General features: G+C 66.6%; 18 protein-coding genes. 11 read left to right on the plus strand and 7 right to left on the minus strand.

What is annotated here, in order from left to right; genetic code table 11:
* Positions 1-126: 126 nt before the first annotated feature.
* A complete protein-coding gene (locus ACGGCP_RS12760) occupies positions 127-411 on the plus strand; it encodes a hypothetical protein (protein WP_392965119.1) in 285 nt (94 codons plus the stop codon).
* A gap of 33 nt (positions 412-444) precedes the next feature.
* Here the strand turns inward: ACGGCP_RS12760 and ACGGCP_RS12765 are convergent, their stop codons facing one another.
* Positions 445-708 carry a transposase gene (locus tag ACGGCP_RS12765; protein ID WP_392965122.1) on the minus strand — a complete coding sequence of 88 codons (264 nt, stop codon included), beginning with the start codon at positions 706-708 and terminating at the stop codon, positions 445-447.
* Between the two features lie 156 nt (positions 709-864).
* On the opposite strand from ACGGCP_RS12765, the gene ACGGCP_RS12770 reads away from it, so the two are divergent.
* Entirely contained in the window at positions 865-2,013 is a 1,149-nt protein-coding gene (locus ACGGCP_RS12770; RefSeq protein ID WP_392965125.1) for an ISAs1 family transposase, read from the plus strand.
* A 16-nt stretch (positions 2,014-2,029) separates the two neighbouring features.
* Here ACGGCP_RS12770 and ACGGCP_RS12775 read toward each other — a convergent pair whose 3' ends face one another.
* A complete protein-coding gene (locus ACGGCP_RS12775; protein WP_392965126.1) occupies positions 2,030-2,833 on the minus strand; it encodes a phosphotransferase in 804 nt (267 codons plus the stop codon).
* Positions 2,834-2,926: 93 nt separating this feature from the next.
* On the minus strand, positions 2,927-3,169 hold the full coding sequence (locus ACGGCP_RS12780) for a hypothetical protein (RefSeq protein ID WP_392965129.1): 243 nt from the start codon (positions 3,167-3,169) through the stop codon (positions 2,927-2,929).
* Between ACGGCP_RS12780 and ACGGCP_RS12785 the strand changes: the two genes are divergently transcribed.
* From ACGGCP_RS12785 to ACGGCP_RS12820, 8 genes are all read left to right on the plus strand, one after another.
* Positions 3,162-4,142 carry a hypothetical protein gene (locus tag ACGGCP_RS12785; RefSeq protein ID WP_392965131.1) on the plus strand — a complete coding sequence of 327 codons (981 nt, stop codon included), beginning with the start codon at positions 3,162-3,164 and terminating at the stop codon, positions 4,140-4,142. The two genes, ACGGCP_RS12780 and ACGGCP_RS12785, sit on opposite strands and share 8 nt — an antisense overlap.
* 34 nt (positions 4,143-4,176) lie before the next feature.
* A complete protein-coding gene (locus tag ACGGCP_RS12790) occupies positions 4,177-5,082 on the plus strand; it encodes a hypothetical protein (RefSeq protein WP_392965134.1) in 906 nt (301 codons plus the stop codon).
* 2 nt (positions 5,083-5,084) lie between these two features.
* Entirely contained in the window at positions 5,085-6,131 is a 1,047-nt protein-coding gene (locus ACGGCP_RS12795) for an ImmA/IrrE family metallo-endopeptidase (protein ID WP_392965137.1), read from the plus strand.
* A 141-nt stretch (positions 6,132-6,272) separates the two neighbouring features.
* Positions 6,273-7,286, plus strand: a complete 1,014-nt coding sequence (locus ACGGCP_RS12800; RefSeq protein ID WP_392965138.1) for a nucleotidyltransferase — start codon at positions 6,273-6,275, stop codon at positions 7,284-7,286.
* Positions 7,287-7,351: 65 nt separating this feature from the next.
* Complete coding sequence (locus ACGGCP_RS12805; protein WP_392965141.1) at positions 7,352-7,777, plus strand: hypothetical protein; 426 nt, start codon at positions 7,352-7,354, stop codon at positions 7,775-7,777.
* Positions 7,774-8,379 (plus strand): hypothetical protein, encoded by a 606-nt coding sequence (locus tag ACGGCP_RS12810; RefSeq protein WP_392965143.1) that lies wholly within the window; start codon positions 7,774-7,776, stop codon positions 8,377-8,379. Before ACGGCP_RS12805 ends, ACGGCP_RS12810 begins: the two co-directional genes overlap by 4 nt.
* Positions 8,380-9,325: 946 nt before the next feature.
* Positions 9,326-9,796, plus strand: a complete 471-nt coding sequence (locus ACGGCP_RS12815; RefSeq protein WP_392966294.1) for a lamin tail domain-containing protein — start codon at positions 9,326-9,328, stop codon at positions 9,794-9,796.
* Between the two features lie 240 nt (positions 9,797-10,036).
* Positions 10,037-10,342 carry a hypothetical protein gene (locus tag ACGGCP_RS12820; protein WP_392965145.1) on the plus strand — a complete coding sequence of 102 codons (306 nt, stop codon included), beginning with the start codon at positions 10,037-10,039 and terminating at the stop codon, positions 10,340-10,342.
* A 35-nt stretch (positions 10,343-10,377) separates the two neighbouring features.
* Here ACGGCP_RS12820 and ACGGCP_RS12825 read toward each other — a convergent pair whose 3' ends face one another.
* Positions 10,378-10,971, minus strand: a complete 594-nt coding sequence (locus ACGGCP_RS12825) for a TetR family transcriptional regulator (protein ID WP_392965147.1) — start codon at positions 10,969-10,971, stop codon at positions 10,378-10,380.
* A 98-nt stretch (positions 10,972-11,069) separates the two neighbouring features.
* Between ACGGCP_RS12825 and ACGGCP_RS12830 the strand changes: the two genes are divergently transcribed.
* The gene (locus ACGGCP_RS12830) at positions 11,070-12,050 is read left to right on the plus strand and encodes an aldo/keto reductase (RefSeq protein WP_392965150.1); all 981 of its coding nucleotides are present in this window, start codon (positions 11,070-11,072) and stop codon (positions 12,048-12,050) included.
* A 117-nt stretch (positions 12,051-12,167) separates the two neighbouring features.
* On the opposite strand, the gene ACGGCP_RS12835 is transcribed toward ACGGCP_RS12830, so the two are convergent.
* From ACGGCP_RS12835 to ACGGCP_RS12845, 3 genes are read right to left on the minus strand one after another with little or no spacing between them, the layout of a single operon-like run.
* Positions 12,168-12,548: an MmcQ/YjbR family DNA-binding protein gene (locus ACGGCP_RS12835; RefSeq protein WP_392965153.1), complete on the minus strand. Its 381-nt coding sequence runs from the start codon at positions 12,546-12,548 to the stop codon at positions 12,168-12,170.
* Entirely contained in the window at positions 12,545-15,103 is a 2,559-nt protein-coding gene (locus ACGGCP_RS12840; protein WP_392965156.1) for an excinuclease ABC subunit UvrA, read from the minus strand. The genes ACGGCP_RS12835 and ACGGCP_RS12840 overlap by 4 nt, the downstream gene beginning before the upstream one ends.
* A 27-nt stretch (positions 15,104-15,130) precedes the next feature.
* Entirely contained in the window at positions 15,131-15,589 is a 459-nt protein-coding gene (locus ACGGCP_RS12845; protein WP_392965158.1) for a YybH family protein, read from the minus strand.
* Positions 15,590-15,755 lie beyond the last annotated feature (166 nt).

Consider the following 15,755-nt stretch of genomic DNA (forward strand, 5'->3'; position numbering starts at 1 on the left):
ACAAAACACGAGGTTCTACCACAACCCCGTCCAGGCGGGGTGTGATCCTACAAAAACAAGAAAACGAGTGTCCGGAAAAGCGGGGGCATCACAGGTTTCGCAGGCACCCTCGGCTTCAAGCTCTCTGTGCGGCACAACAATCAGCGCTGGTTCACGCGGAAGGACCTGACAGCCGCGCTCGCCGGCTGCCACTGGTACTTGATCTCGGAGAGCCCAACCATCCGTATCGTTCCCGGTACCGCATCGACCGAGAACGGCATCCGCCCGGTCTCCTTTGCTAGTGCGCACCCCTACTATGCCGACAAGACTCTGACCTTCGGGGCGGTGTTCGCCGACGGTCCCACCGACGCTGACTTCCGGGTCCTGGGGGACGACAACTACTTCTCCTTCCGATTCGGCCTTCCTGTCTAGCAACCGCGTTGGCGTGGCGAAACAGGAGGTCCTCTACATCAGCAAGGCTTTCGCCGGCGGCCGTCGAACCACGTGGCACTGGACCTCGCGAGCGGTCAGGTGAGCGATAGCGACCGCGGCGGCAGCGAGCAGGCAGAGGATGATCCAGCGGCGGATCGAGATCCATTTGGTCATCTGATGCTCGTCGAGTCCGAAGTGGCCTTTCGCGTCCTGGAAGGTCGACTCGATCGGCCAGCGGAGCCCGGCGATCTTGACCAGGGCGCTGATGCTGGCATGGCCAGGTTGCACGGCTTTCACGAGATGTGATCGTGTCGGTGTTCGTGCTGGTGGGGCCGTGTCTTGGGGTGGGTTCTCCTCGTTGAGTGCTTCGAACGTGTCGCTGTTCGATGGGGGAAGTCGTTGCCGGGTAAGGATCTTGCCGAATGCTTTGGTGTCGCGCGGTTCGAGGAGTGCGTGGCGGAGCTGACCGACCCCCGTGGGGTGCAAGGCCGCTGCTATCCGTTGTCGGTGTTCGTCGCGGTGGCTTTGGCGGGCCTGTTGTGCGGGAGGAACACGCCGGCCGAGTGGGCCCGGTGGGCTGCTGATGCGCCGGACGCGGTGGTGCGGGCCCTGGGCGGGATCGGCCTCGAAGTCGGTGGCGCCGCTTGGTGGTCGCTGCCCTCCTACAACCGCCTGATCGAAGTGCTGTCACTGCTGGACGCCGCCGAGCTGGCCCGCTTCGCAGCCCGGATCGTGCCTGAAGACGAGGACGCGGATGGTGTGCGGCAGGTGCGGATCGATGGGAAGCGCCCGGTGACCGCGGGGCGCGTCACCGGGGACGGCTCGAAGCTGATCCTGGTAGGTGCCCTGGCCGATGGCGGTCGCCAGGCCGACCAGATCCTGGTCGACGACGGCGACGAGATCGCCGCGCTCCGTGCTTTGTGCGAGCGGCTCGATGCCGAAGGTGCGCTGGTCAGCGCGGACGCGTTGCACTGCAATGAAGAGACCGCGAAGGCGGTGCTGGAGGCCGGGGCCGACTACTGCCTGGCGCTGAAGGGCAACCAGCCGATCCTCCACGCTTTGGCGAAGGCACTGCCGTGGCACGAGGTCGACAACGCCTGCGAGTCCCGCGAGTCCGGTCACGGGCGTACCGAGACACGCACGGTGAAGATCCTGACCGCAGGGGGCGGTGTCCGGTTGCCGTTCCCCGGCCTGGCGCAGATCGCGCGCATCCGGTGGTGGACCCGTGACGAGGCCACCGGCGAGGTGACCCATCACGTCATGTTCTACCTGACCAGCCGCGACGCGCGGTGTCTGCGGCCGGCCTGGTTCGCTGCGGCGATCCGGGCTCATTGGGGCGTGGAGTCGTGGCATTGGACGAAGGACGTCGTGTTCGGCGAGGACCGGTCGAGTGCGACCGCCGGGAACCGGGTCGCGAACCTCGCCAGCCTCCGGGCCGCCGCGATCGCGATCCTCAAACGCTTGGGCGGCAAGGGCGTCACCGCGTCCAGAGACCGCATCGGCAACCGCCCCTACACCGCCCCGCTCGCCGTCCTCGGCATCGCCGACATCAAACAAGAGTTCCAAGTGTGCTTATCTCGTGAAAGCCGTGACTCCAACTGATCACGGCAAGCGAGTGTCAGCGTTGCTGAACGAGCCGGAGCGCCGCGTCCACGATCGATGCATGACGATCCATCAGCGACGCGTTCCACGCGTTACGGAGGTGGAGCGTGACAATGCGGAAGGCCAAGGCGCGCACCAGTAGCTGGTCCCACTCGTCAATGCCTCGCCCTATCTCGGGCAGCAGCTCGATCGGGGTGCCATGCCAGCACACGGCATCCACTGCCGCGATGGCGGCACCGAGGCCGGCCGGTCGCCAGTACGGTGCCCAATCGATGATCATCGGCGGCTCGCCCTCGGTGAAAAGGACGTTGCCGAGCAAGTCGCCGTGGATGAGCTGCGATGGCGACTCCACCGGTCGGAACGCGGCCGCGAGGCGTTCGAGCAGCGCGTCGGCAGGCAGAGGAGCCTCTCCCCAAGCGATGCGATCGGCACAGGCCCAAGGGTCGTCTGCGGTGTCGATGAACGCCGGACGAGGCAGTGCGGCAATGGCGTGATGGAACGCGGTTCCAGCCTTGACCACGTCCAGGATGCGTGACTCATCGGCCTTACCAGGGACCCACTGCCACCCCTCCCATCCGTCTTCGACCCACCGACCGGATGCGGCGCGGATCGGACGCGGAGTCCGGAACCGGTCGGTGTGCACCAGACGCTCAAGCACTCCCGCCCGCCAGTTCGCTTCGTCCCCATCACCGGTCGGGCGCACCACCACGGGCCCGGACCGCCACGTCAGCCCACGGCCGCCATCGAGCCTCTCCGGTCTCGTCCCCCTGCAGCCGAAGGCAGCGAAGACGGCATCCGATGGTCTTCTCTGAGCTGTCACGTAAGCATGTTACCGATCCAACCCGAGGTTCAGTATCCGCAGATTGATCAGGGGGCCCACCTTCGTGTCTGCCATCGAGGGCCAGCACGGCCATCAAACATAGTGCACTGCAAGCAGATTGACGGAGATTGAAAACAACCTCAGTGTCACCCCATCGGGGTAAGCCGAACCGGCCATCTCCATTGAACGAACAGGCGATTCTGGGTTTGATTCCACCACTTTAGCCGCAATGCCACGGAGAATGAAGTCCGTCAACAGGTCCAGCCTGGTATAGAGTCGATCTCCCCATTGACTCCTCACGGCCTGAACGGAAAGGAGGTCGACGAGGATGATCACGCCCGGACTTTCCCAAGCGGCGATCGAAGAACTCCGCGTTCAAGGCGCTCCAGGCAGCGCCACGATCGAACTCCTCCGCGCGCTGGCCCGCCAGTACACCCGCTCGCCCCGGTGTCCGTTCCCCGCGCCCGACGGGATGCGCTGGTCCGATGGCGAGGCCATCGATGAGCTGCTCGGCCGCATGTTCGCACGCGAGCACAAGGACTATCCCGGCGAGTCCCACCCGTTCGTTGTCATCTGCCTCGCCAAGGCGACCGACGCCGGTGCGTTCGAGCGCCTTCTGCTGCGGAGCATCGAGAACTTCCTCAAAGACGAGGCGAAGGGGACCTCTCGCGGCAAGGTCCGGCGCCGCCTCGACGAGACGCTCCTCAAGAACGACGAGCGATTCGTCAATGTCTCGAACGACCTGTGGTGCCTGACGGAGTTCGAAGGAGCGATCTGGCAAGGAGACCTCGAACAACTCGAGGATGCTGCGTTTAGCGTCCGCGGCGTTGAGGTGCTCACCTGGAACACGGCGGGACCCACATCCAAGGACTCAGCACACGCAGTGCTGACCGTCGTGGAGTCGATCCTCCGCGAAGCACGCGGCGCCGTCCGCACACAAGATCTGACCAAGCTTCTGCAAGCCCGCTTCGTCCTCCTCAACGACCCACTCGAACCACCGCCACTGGTCGAGCGCGACGACGAGTCGACCCCAAGCGACGAACCGGCAGAGGGGACCTGGGCGGTGGTACACGCCAACGACCTGTTCGCCGCACTTTCCCCCAAGGAACGCGCCCTCGTGCCGGTGCTCCACGACCCGAGCCGGTGGGCGGCGGCCACCCAACTGGGGTCCGCCGAATCGGTGGCGCTGGCGAGGGCGCTCAAGCAGCGGCTGGCGCTGGCCACCCATGACGACGAGGACTATGGTGCAGTGCTCGAGCGGCTGCTCGACCTGTGCACCCGGGTTACGTCGTCAGTGCAGGATGACTGATGGACGCGTTTGCCAACACGGTAGGGAATCAATGATGGGACCAGATGAATCGGCCGCCGACCGCCTCGCTCGCCTGGCCGGATCGGTACGCATCCCGGAGAGCCTGCGGGATTCCCTTTCCGGTGACCCCGGAGAACCCCGGCCGAACCAGGTCTGGCGGCTGCGATGGCACGACACGGTCGAACTCGCGGCGATCGTCCGCGTCTCCGAAGGGACCGTGAAGGTGCTGCCGGTCGACATCGCCCCGCCGGACGTGGACGCTGAATCCCTCATGCTCGCCCCGGACCAGAGTTCGCTGGGAACGCCCTTGGCGGTGTGGATCCCTTTGCAGCGCGAGGTCCCGATGCACGTGCTCGACCGCGCGATCGGCGAGATCTCATACGACCTGAAAGATCCCGCATGGCCGCAGAAGGCCCTGCACACCGGAGCCAGGACCGGTCGCAATCCGGTGAACCTGAACAACCAGGTGTTCAAGGCGCGTGCCCGCCACGCCGACAACTTCGACACTTTCGCCACGAGTGCGTGGGCGCCGGCCGGCAGTGGAGAGCTCTGGAGGATTCTCAAAGCCGCTGGAGTCCAGCGAGCGGACCTACGAGAGACGCTGGGGCTCACCCCCCAAGCGGCACTCGGTATTACCCGGGGACAACGTCCAATCAGCGCGAGCCAGGCATCTTTGCTCGCACGGCGATGGGAGCTGAGTGCAGATGAGCTGATGGACGCCAATCCCGCTCCCCCTCCGGCGCTGGTGCAGGCGATCAGCCGTCCGAAGTGGCGTGCAAAGGTTCGGCTGCTGGCCGTTCAACAGGGCATCGACGAGGTGTCCGCGTGGGTGCGGTCCGGGTTTGCAGTCGCTGGCTTGGCATACCGGCAGACCGGCCAGTCAGGCGACTTCGCCTGGGACGAGCGAATCGAACAGTATTTTCAGGCGAATCTGGAGTAACGATGATCCCTCCTCGCGAAGTCGTTCGACAACAGGCAGACGACATGGTCGCGGGGTACCGGCGCCTGCACCCGGAGAGCTTCGCAGCATTGTCGATTGATCCCATCGAGGTGCTTTCGGCTGACCACGATGTCGTCGTCCTGGTGGTCAGCGAACTCGGCGAAGCCGGAACCCCTGAAGCCGACAGATGCAGCGTTGCCGGCATGTACCTCGAAGAATACGATCCCCCACGCCTAAGGATCGCGGCCGCTGCGAGTGCTGGCCGACGGGCGTTCACAGCCCTGCACGAGTTCGGTCACCACCTTCAGCGGACCGATGACGGCCTCGGCGATCGACTCGAAGGGCTGCCCGACCAGGGTGTAATGCTCGAGGAGGCCGCGTGCGACCTCTTCGCAGCGAAGATACTGCTTCCGGACGACCGGGTCGCCGCCCACTTGGGGGCACCGGGGCCGACGGCACCCGCGGTCGTCGACCTCTGGAAAGCATCTGCCAGCGCCTCGCGCGCCGCCGTGTGTGTCCGTGCCGCGCAGGCACTGCCCGCACCCGGCCATGTGGTGCTGCTCGGAACGGACGGGCGAATCTCTTTCTCCTCCAGCAAGGGTCTGCCGCCGCTGCGTCGAGCCAGTGATCAATCCGGTGTCCCGACCATTCGAGACGCCCTCCGACGGGGCGGCCGGGCGAAGGGCCGCACTCGGCTCCGCTATCGGGACGGCATCGAAGGCGAGGAGCTCTACGCGCAGATCGCCCCGATGGATGGATACCTGCTGCTGATCGCGGTCACCGACTCCGCGCCCTGGGAGTCCTTCTCCCTCCCGTCGCGGCAGCCGGCGACCCGAGGCGCTTCCTGGGTCTGCTCGACCCCGGGCTGCGATGCGGAATTCGTCGCGTACGAGCGGCCCTGCGAGCACTGTGGGCAACCCTCCTGCCCGCACTGCGGGCGATGCGGGTGCAGCCCGAAGACCGTCGAGCGGAGATGCTCTTCCTGCAACCTCCTCCTACCGCTCCGCATGTACCTGGGCGACAGCAACGAATGTGTCGACTGTCACTGAAATCTTGCCCCTGATGCTTGTGGGTGCTGGAGATACGTCGTCTGTCCAGGGTGAAGGGCGCGACTCTGTGCTCTTCGGACGGGGACCCGCAGCCGACCGCGCGCCCAATGCCGTACCAGGTCGGAGCGAAGGAGCGACCACATGGCCGCACAGACAGTGAAGCAGGCATTCGACGCCTTCAACGACGAACTCAACCTCGACCCAGAGGAGCGTAAGGAAGCCCAGGAACGCCACAGCGAGGTCACCGAGGTCCTCGCCGCGGCGGGGCTCATCGCCACGACGTTCCTCCAGGGCAGCTTCGCCCGCAAGACGATGCGCAAGCCCCTCAAGGACGTCGACATGGTCATCGTCCTCCACGAGTCCTACCGGGACCAGTGGTTCGGGGCGGGGATGGGCGGCCCTGCTGCCGCGATGGCCGCAATCGAAGCCGCGATCCGCGAGACGTGGCCCGACGCCGAGTTCGACGTGGAGAAGGCTCCGCCGAAGGCCTTGCAAGTCACGTTCGCGGACTGCCGCTTCACGTTCGACCTGGTCCCGGCGTTCGAGGACCTGGACGGGACCGAGGTGTTTATCGGCAACCGGAAGACCGACGAATGGGAGTGGTCCAACACACGTGCCCTCCGAAACCTCATCACCGAGCGGAATCTGGACACCAAGGGGGCCTTCGTCCGGCAGGTCCGCATGGCCAAGACCTTCAAGGACAACAACTCCGCGATCAGCAGCATCAGCAGCCTCGCGATCGAGTCATTCTGCTACCAGGCCGTCGCCCGCAAGGCGTCCCACGCCGAGGCCCTCGCCGACACCTTCGAGTACGCCGCGGCGGCCGTGCTCCAGCCCGTGAACGACCCGACCGGGGTCGACGACCTCTCGACGGACTGGACCGACGACGACCGCCGCGCCTATGCCGCGGCGTTCAGCGCCGTCGCGACGCAGGCCCGTGAGGCGATCAACCTCGCGGGTGACAACAACTACGCCGCTGCTATCGAGATTTGGCACGCCCTCCTCGGCGACCCCTTCCCCGAACCGGAGCCCCAGACCGAGGACGAGGTCTTCGCCGCCGCACCGGGCGGCAGCATCTCGTCCACTGGCCGCGTGGTGACTTCCGTTTACGGCGCCCAGCCGAACCGACCGGCGCGCTCATGGCGTACCCGCTAGCCGCAGTCATCGAGGATCCGGCCGGTGCCGCAAGACATCTGAGGGAATCCCGCCAGAACTGGGGCGTGGCCGCCGCCAGTGGCCACACCGGCAGCCTCGGATCCGCCGTCCTCGAATTGACACTCGAACCACCGCCCGGGCTGAAGAAAGCCGGCTACCCGGTCGAGGCGCTCCGACTGGTACTCCTTCCCGACGCGCGGACAGCACTCGCCTATCCCCGCTCAGGGGAAGACCGCGCATGGGCGCATCGCAACACGACCGGGGACCTCTGCCTGCAATACCGCCGCGACGACCCCGCTCTCCGATGGCTGCCCGAGGACGGCCTCGAGCCGTTGATCACACTGGTACACAAACACCTGTGGTTCGAAGAGCGGTGGCGTCGAACCGGCGCCTGGCCCTGTGAAGACGCCCCGCACGGTGACAGGGCCACCGCCCATCCGATTCGCACCGACCGCATGCACCAGGAGAGAGACCGATGGACCCGTCAGTGACCGACACCGGACAGGCGTCGCCCTCGCCGGTGATGTCAATCCTTCTGGCGATCATCGGCTCAGGCCTACTCGCCGCCCTCATAGGTGCGATCATGACCAACCTGCGGGCCAACGCCGAGACCCGCCGAAGCAGGTACGCCCAAGCAGTCAAGAGCCTCGTCTCCTGGGCTGAATATCCCTACCGCATCCGCCGCCGAGTCAACGATGAGCCGTCCACGCTCACGAACCTGGCTGAGACCGGACACCGGCTCCAAGAGCAGCTCGCAGAATCGCGCGCGTGGGTGACCGCCGAGCACAAGGTAGCTGGCTTGATCTACGTCAGATGCCTCCATGCAGTGCGGTCGGCCGCAGGCCCGGCCTGCAGCAAAGCGTGGCGCGCAGGCCCTGCGGACACTCCGGAGAAGATGGTCCTGGGAGACATCGGCGTCGGGTCACCGGAGACCGCGATCGTCGTCCTCGAGCGGGCGATAACGTTCAGATTTGGACTTCGCCGACTCATGGCCCCCATCGCCTTGCGTAGGATCCTTCGCGCCCTGCCAGATCCCGCAGCGGCCGAGCCCAACTCGAAAAATCGGGGTGAGGGAAGCGCTGGCGTCCAATGAGTCTTGAGGGGCGAGTTACCGACTGGTAGGTAGAAGTTCTTGAGTGGCAATACAAGTGCGTTCGCGGTTGGTGTGAGGTGCCTGAGGCGATGGAGTGTCAGTGCGGCGGCATCGCTGGGGGACTGGAGATTCGGCGCAGGAATCGCCCGAAGGCCGGTAGTGGGTTAGTGCCGGGCATATGACGGCGTCTGAGCGGTGTGGAGCCGAGGTCACCAAGAAAGTAGGTAACATCACAGGATCCAGAACGCCAAGGCCAGTAAATCCATAATGGATCTGGTGGCCATGATCCTGGACATGAGCAGGTTGATATTGGTTGGCGAATTGCCTGGTCAGGCAAGGTGTGGGCGGGTGTTCGATGGGCGTATTATCGCTGGTAGAAGAGTTCGAATAGCGCTGGGGGTCAAGGGGTCGCAGGTTCAAGTCCTGTCAGCCCGACCAGAGATGGTCTACTCGAACCTCGGTCACCTTTAACAGGTGACCGGGGTTCTTGTGTATCTCCCGTCAAGTCGCCCGTGGTTCGGCTTTCGTTCACGAGTTCGGTCAACGCAATCGTGTGCGGGGAGCCCTTGGACCGCCGGACCTCTGGGGCGCCGGTTTCGTCCGCGTCGAGTACAGCCTGTCGAAGAAGAGACTGAGGAACACCTTCCGCAGGTCGTCTGGCAGGCGGCTGAAGAGCTTCTGAGGTTGTCCGAGGAGTTCGAGCAAGGCGCTGGTTCGCTGTTGGGCTGCGGCAATGTCGGTCGTATCGGTGTCGTCGAGTTGCTGTCGGATCTTGTCGCGTTCGCGGTCTTCAGGCGCTGGCAGAGGGCTTGGCACGCGTCCCCACAGGAAGTCCGAGAAGCGCTAACATTTACCCTCAGCTGCTCGAACATGCACTCAAGATGCGATTCGAGCCTCCCCTCGACTTCAGAACAATGAGGACATTCTGGTGCTTAAGAAGACGCTTATGGTCGTCGGCCTTGCCGTCGCCACCCTCGTTGCCACGGCAACCCCTGCCTCCGCCACGGAATACTCGTCGGCCCTCAAGATCCGCGGGGTCCAGTACAACGCGCCTGGCCGCGACGACAACCGCTGCGTGGGCGGGAACACCGCCCAGGAGTACCTGACCATCACGAACTTCTCCAAGACTGCGACGGTCAACCTCAAGGGCTACCTGGTGAAGGACGCTGTCGGCAACAGCTTCAAGTTCACCGCCGACCACTACCTCCAGCCCGGCGACTACGTCCGGCTCCGCGGCGGCAACGGCAACGATTCGGACGGGAACAACGTCGTCTACCGGGACAACTGCAACTTCATCTGGAACAACACCGGCGATTCCATCTATCTCTACAAGCCCTCGGGCGCGGGCGCGGACTCCCACTCCTACAACCCGGCGCGCGATGACGCCGACGGCAACGGCTACGTCACCTTCCACTGAGCTCCGCACCGCTCAGGCGCACTGCATGATCGGGTGGCTGTGGGAGTCGCCCGGTGGCGCGCGAGCTCGGCGATGCGGATGCCACTCCCATGGAATTCATTGATGCGGTTATCGCATCAATGAATTCCATGGATCACTGAGTTACGCGGAGGGGAACTCTCGACGGGGGGTCCGGTTGCGCCGTAAACCTCGTCCACGGTTTTGCAGCGCTGCCGCTCACCTCGCCATACGATCAGCACCATGCTCAGCGACTACGCGCACCTTGACGCCGGCACGCTTCACCTGGACGGCGAACACCCGATCGACGGGCGAGTCCAGTTCCGCTCCGGTGATCCGAACCAGGGGGCCGAGTTCCACACTGAGCCCCTCACGCAGGAACAGGCGGCGACCATCAACGACGGAGGAATGACCTTGTCGTTGGTACACGGCGACACAGAGATCGAGATCGGACCGGACGCGCTCGTCATCGCTGCCGAGGCGAGGCCGGGCGACGAGGTCGTACAACTCCAAGCCAGTGGTCCAGAAGGATGGCCGCTCGACCTCTGACGCTCCTTGAAGCTGGACATAGTCCGACTTCAGCGTTAGCTCGGGGCGGGGAAGAGTCTTGCGACGGCGGCGACGACCGCGGCGCGGCGGTCGCGCATGAACGCGTCGAACGCGTCGGGGTCGTCGGGCGCGAGGGCGGCCTGGCCGGCCCACGCCGAGGCGATCTGGTTGAGCAGCACCAGGATGTCGATCGGATCCCAGGAGCGGTCGAGCATGCCGTCACGCTGCGCCTGTCGGAGCCGTTCGAGCTTGCCCGCCATGGTCGCTCTGATCGGGTCCTCGACGCCGGGGTCGGTGTTGTCGGGGTCGAGTTCGAGGCGGCCCCACTGCACGAGCCGGTACCGCTCGGGGTGCGCGGCGTAGTAGTCGTGGAGGCGACCCGCATAGCCGGGCAGGTCGGCCGGGTCCATGGCGGTCGCCTCGACGATCGCGGTCAGCTCCTGTCCGGTGACGTGCCGGTACAGCGCTTCCTTGCTGGTGAAGTACGCGTAGACGCGCTCCTTGCTGGTCCTCGCGTCCTTCGCGATGCGGTCGATCCGGGCGCCCGCGATGCCGTAGCGCGCGAACTCGGACCTCGCGGCCGCCAGGATGCGGTCGCGGGTGGCTTCAGGGCTGGTCTTGGGCGGCATCGGTCCAGCTTACCTGCCCGAACCGTTCGGTTTGACGAGTGGAGATTCCCGGAGTATGGTTCAAACCGAACCGTTTGGTTTGAGGAAAGGAATCTGTCATGCAGCACCGCACGCTCGGCACCCAAGGACTCACCGTCTCCGCGATCGGCTATGGCGCCATGGGCTTGACCATGGCCTACGGCCCCGGCGACGAGGCCGAAGGCCGCGCGACCGTCCGCCGCGCCCATGAACTGGGCGTCGACTTCTTCGACACCGCCGAGCTCTACGGCTGGGGCACCGGCTCCAACGAGCAGCTCCTCGGCGAGGCCGTCAAGGACTTCCGCGACGAGGTCACCATCGCCACCAAGTTCGGCTTCGAGCTCTCCGGCGCCGCTGAAGGGCGGTTCGGACTCGACTCCCGGCCCGAGAACATCCGCAAGGTCGCCGACAACAGCCTCCGCTACCTCGGCGTCGACCACCTCGACGTCTTCTACCAGCACCGCGTCGACCCGAACGTCCCCATCGAAGAGGTCGCCGGCACGGTCAAGGCACTCATCGACGCTGGGAAGGTCAAGTACTTCGGCCTCTCCGAGGCCGGACCCGAGACCATCCGCCGCGCCCACGCCGTCCAGCCCGTCTCGGTCCTCCAGACCGAGTACTCGCTGTTCGAACGCGACGTCGAGCAGCTGTTCCCGGTCCTCGAAGAACTGGGGATCGGCTTCGTCGCCTACTCGCCGCTCGGCCGCGGCTTCATCACCGGCACCGCCAAACCCGCCGCCGAATACGACGAGACCGACATGCGGCGCGTCGACCCGCGCTGGCAGACCGGGAACTTCGAGCGGAACGTCGAGGCGGTCGACCGGCTCGGCGCGCTCGCCGCGGCCAAAGGCGTCACCGTGCCGCAGCTCGCGCTCGCGTGGATCCTGCACCGGAAGGACTACATCGTCCCGATCCCGGGCTCGCGCAGCCGGGCACGCGTCGAGGAGAACACCGCCGCCGCCGATGTGACGCTCACCGAAACCGACCTCAGAGAGATCAAGGAGATCCTGCCGACCGGCGGCTTCGGCGCCCGCTACGCCCAACTGCCCGAATGGGTCTGACCCACCGACGCTGAACGCGGGGCGACCGGTGAAGCCGGTCGTCCCCTGGTGTCCATCCGGCAGTCGGTGGGCCGCCCGGCCCGACTCGGAGCTGGGACGCCAAGCGCCGCAGCGGTACTAGGAGCCAGGGCGCGGGTCGGGCCGCAGGCGGCGGGGGAGTGCTTCGGTCACCAGGTCGTATGAGTCGGTGACGAGGTCCCGCACCAGCTTCCTGGTGACGCCCGGTCCCGGGCCCGCGGTGGTCCAGTGGGTCTTGTCGAGGTAGCGGCCGGGCGTGACCGACTCGTACCGCAGCTGGAGTGCCCGGCCGCGTTCCGGATCGCACTTGACCGTGATGACGGGTTCGGCCGGATCGTCGGTGACGATCAGGAACACCTTGCCCGCGACCTTGAAGACGTCGAGCTTGTCGACGAAGGGACGGCTGCGGGAGACGCCCGGCTGGGCTTCGGCGGCCTCGCGCGCGGCCTGCTGGAGGCGCGGCCCGGAGAGGGCGCTCATCGCGAGCCTCCTTGTGGCGGAGGCGTGTCGAGGTGCCCGGCGAGGTAGCGGCCGGTGACGCTGGACTTTGTACGCGCGATGCGCTCGGGAGTGCCGGTCGCGACGATCCGGCCGCCCGCGGCGCCGCCGCCGGGCCCGAGGTCGACCACATGGTCGGCGTTGGCGATGACATCGAGGTCGTGCTCGATGACCAGGACTGTGGCCCCGTTGTCGACAAGGCGCTGCAGGACTTCGAGCAGCACTTCGACATCGCGCGGGTGCAGGCCCACCGTGGGCTCGTCGAGTACGAACACCGCGTCGCTCTGGTCCCGGTCAAGGTCGGCGGCGAGCTTGAGGCGCTGGGCCTCGCCGCCCGAGAGCGCCGGAGTCGCCTCGCCGAGGGTGAGGTAGCCCAAGCCCAGGTCCGCGAGGGTCTGCAGCCGGGAACGCACCTTCTTGAGGTCCGCCGTGTGGTTGAGCGCCTGCTCGACCGTGAGCGCGAGCAGCTCCGGGAGCGTCAGGCCCTCGTCCGTCTCCGAGTGGCGGGGCGCCCGGCGGACCGGGTCCGCCTCGGGCGCGTAGCGGGTGCCGCCGCAGTCGGTGCAGACGATGTCCACATCGGGCAGGAACTGCACGTCGAGGACGATCTGCCCGGTGCCGTCGCACGTCGGGCAGCGCAGGGACCCGGTGTTGTAGGAGAAGTCGCCCGCCTTGAGCCCCAACCGCTTCGCGTCGTCGGTCGCGGCGTAGGCGCGGCGCAGGTCGTCGAGGACCCCGCTGTAGGTGGCGACCGTGGAACGCACGTTGACGCCGATCGGAGACGCGTCGACCAGGTTGACCCGCTTGATCCCGGCCGGGTCGACGGACTTCACGTGCTCTGGCAGCGGTTCACCGGCCGCGTGGGCGCGCAGCGCCGGGACCAGGCTCTCCAGCACCAGTGTGGTCTTGCCCGAGCCGGACGCACCGGTCACCGCGGTGAGCCTCCCGCGGGGTACGTCGAGTTCGAGGGCGTGGACGGTGTGCAGCGGACCGGTCTCGATGCGGATGCGGCCCAGGTCGAACACGTCGCGGGCCTTCGCGCGCTGGCGGCCGCGCACGCGTTCGCGCCCGCTGATGGAGCCCCCGATGAGCGAGTCGGGGTTCCGGTCCAGGTCGCGCGCGCTCCCGGTGGCGACCACGGTGCCGCCTTCGCGGCCCGAGCCGGGACCGATCTCGATGAGGTGGTCGGCCTCGCGCAGCACCTGCACGTCGTGGTCGACGACGATGACCGAGTTCCCGTCCGCGAGGAGGCTCCGGACCACGTTGAGCAATCCATCCACGTTGGACGGATGCAGGCCGATCGACGGCTCGTCGAGCACGTACAGGACCCCGGTGGTGCGGTTGCGGACCGCGCGGGACAGGGCGACGCGCTGGCGTTCCCCGGTCGAGAGCGTCGAGCTGGCGCGGTCGAGCGTCAGGTAGCCGAGTCCGAGTTCGACCAGGCGCTGCGCCGTCCCGAGCATCTGCGACGCGATCGTCTCGGCCATCGGCCGCATCGGCTCCGGGACCGTGCTCGCGATCGCGGGCACCCAGCCGCAGATCTCGTCGAGGGTCTTCGCGGTGGCCTCGGCCAGCGTGATGCCGTCCACGAGCGACGAACGGGCGAGCGCGCTGAGCCGGGTGCCCTCGCAGTCGGGGCAGGTCTGGACGCTGAGGTACCGGTCGATCCGGTCCAACCCCTTCGCCGTGGTGGCGTTCTTCAACGCCTCGCGCACCGCCTGCCGGGCGTTGCGGTAGGACGCGTTGAGCTCGAACAGCTTCCCGTTGCGCGACGGATAGAGGATCAGCCGTTTCGTCTCCGGCCCGTCGAAGACGATCTCGCGTTCCTTCTTCGACAGCTCCTTGAACGGCACGTCGGTTCGCACGCCGAGCTCGGAGGCGACCTTGGGCATGACGACGAGGCCGAACATCTTCCACGGTTCGACGGCGCCCTGCTCGATGCTCAGCGTCGGGTCGGGCACGAGCGCGGCATCGTCGACCTCGCGGACGATACCGGTGCCCTCGCACCGCGGGCACGCGCCGTCCGAGTTGAACGCGAACGACTCCGCGCCGGGCGGGCCGAAGACCGCCCCGCACTCCGGGCATGTCAGCGGCAGGTCGAGCGCTACGTCGAGCGTCGGCTCCAGGCGGTGCCCGTTCGGGCACTGGTGGTGGCCCAGTCGCGAATAGATCAGGCGCAGGCTGTTGAGCAGCTCGGTGGCGGTGCCGAACGTGCTCCGCACGCCCGGGACGGGCGGGCGCTGGCGCAGGGCGAGCGCGGCAGGGACGTGTTCGACGCTGTCGACGGCCGCGTGGGCCGCCTGCGTCAGCCGCCTGCGCGTGTAGGTCGACAGGGCCTCGAGGTACCGGCGTGAGCCCTCGGCGTAGAGGACCCCGAGCGCCAGTGAGGACTTGCCCGAGCCGGACACGCCCGCGATCGCGACGAGTTCCCCCAGCGGGATCGACACGTCGACGCCCTTGAGATTGTGGACCCGGGCGCCGCGCACTTCGATGGCGCCGGGCGCAGCCGCCCGCTGACCGGCTTCAGTTCGGCTCATCGCTCGCTCCTATCCGTTCGCGACGCGCTACACGATTTCCTTGGCGGTGCTGAAGTCCATGTCCATCGGGCGAATGAACGACCAGGTCGAGTGGATGACGCGCCACTTCCCATCGGCTTCCTTCTGGTACAGCTCGACGCAGTTGTACTTCATGTCGATGAGGTTGGTGTCGGCGTACAGCTGGAACGTCAGGAGCGCCGTGTCGGCGCCGAACTGCACGCGCGGGTTGCGGAAGTCGTAGGCGTCCGCGTAGAGCTTTCCGGACAGTTTGTCGAGGAACCTGTCGATCGTGTCGTGGTCCTCGACCCGGTCGGGGTTGTCGCCGTCGAAGTAGGTGAAGCTCTTGCGGGACCAGAGCTCGCGGTAGCCGGAGACGTCTCCTTTGAACCACTTGTTGAGCGCGTCCTTCTCGAGGCCGACGATGCGTTCGGCCAGTTCGGCCTGCTCCGGCGAGTAGTCCTGCTCGTACGTCGCTGCTGCGTTCATGCTCGTTCCATTCGTCGATTCAGCCGGGGTTCTCCGGTGCCAGCGGGGCCGGAAGCGCCGGTCCAAGGGGTATTGTTTCCCGGTTCTGACGGCTTCGAAGCGAATGTGGCGGACACCTGATGGTCGGCAGCGGACATTTGGGCAAGCCGGGGCCCGCGGGGACGCC

The sequence above is a fragment of the Glycomyces sp. NPDC048151 genome, from assembly GCF_043202775.1.
GTDB lineage: Bacteria > Actinomycetota > Actinomycetes > Mycobacteriales > Micromonosporaceae > Glycomyces.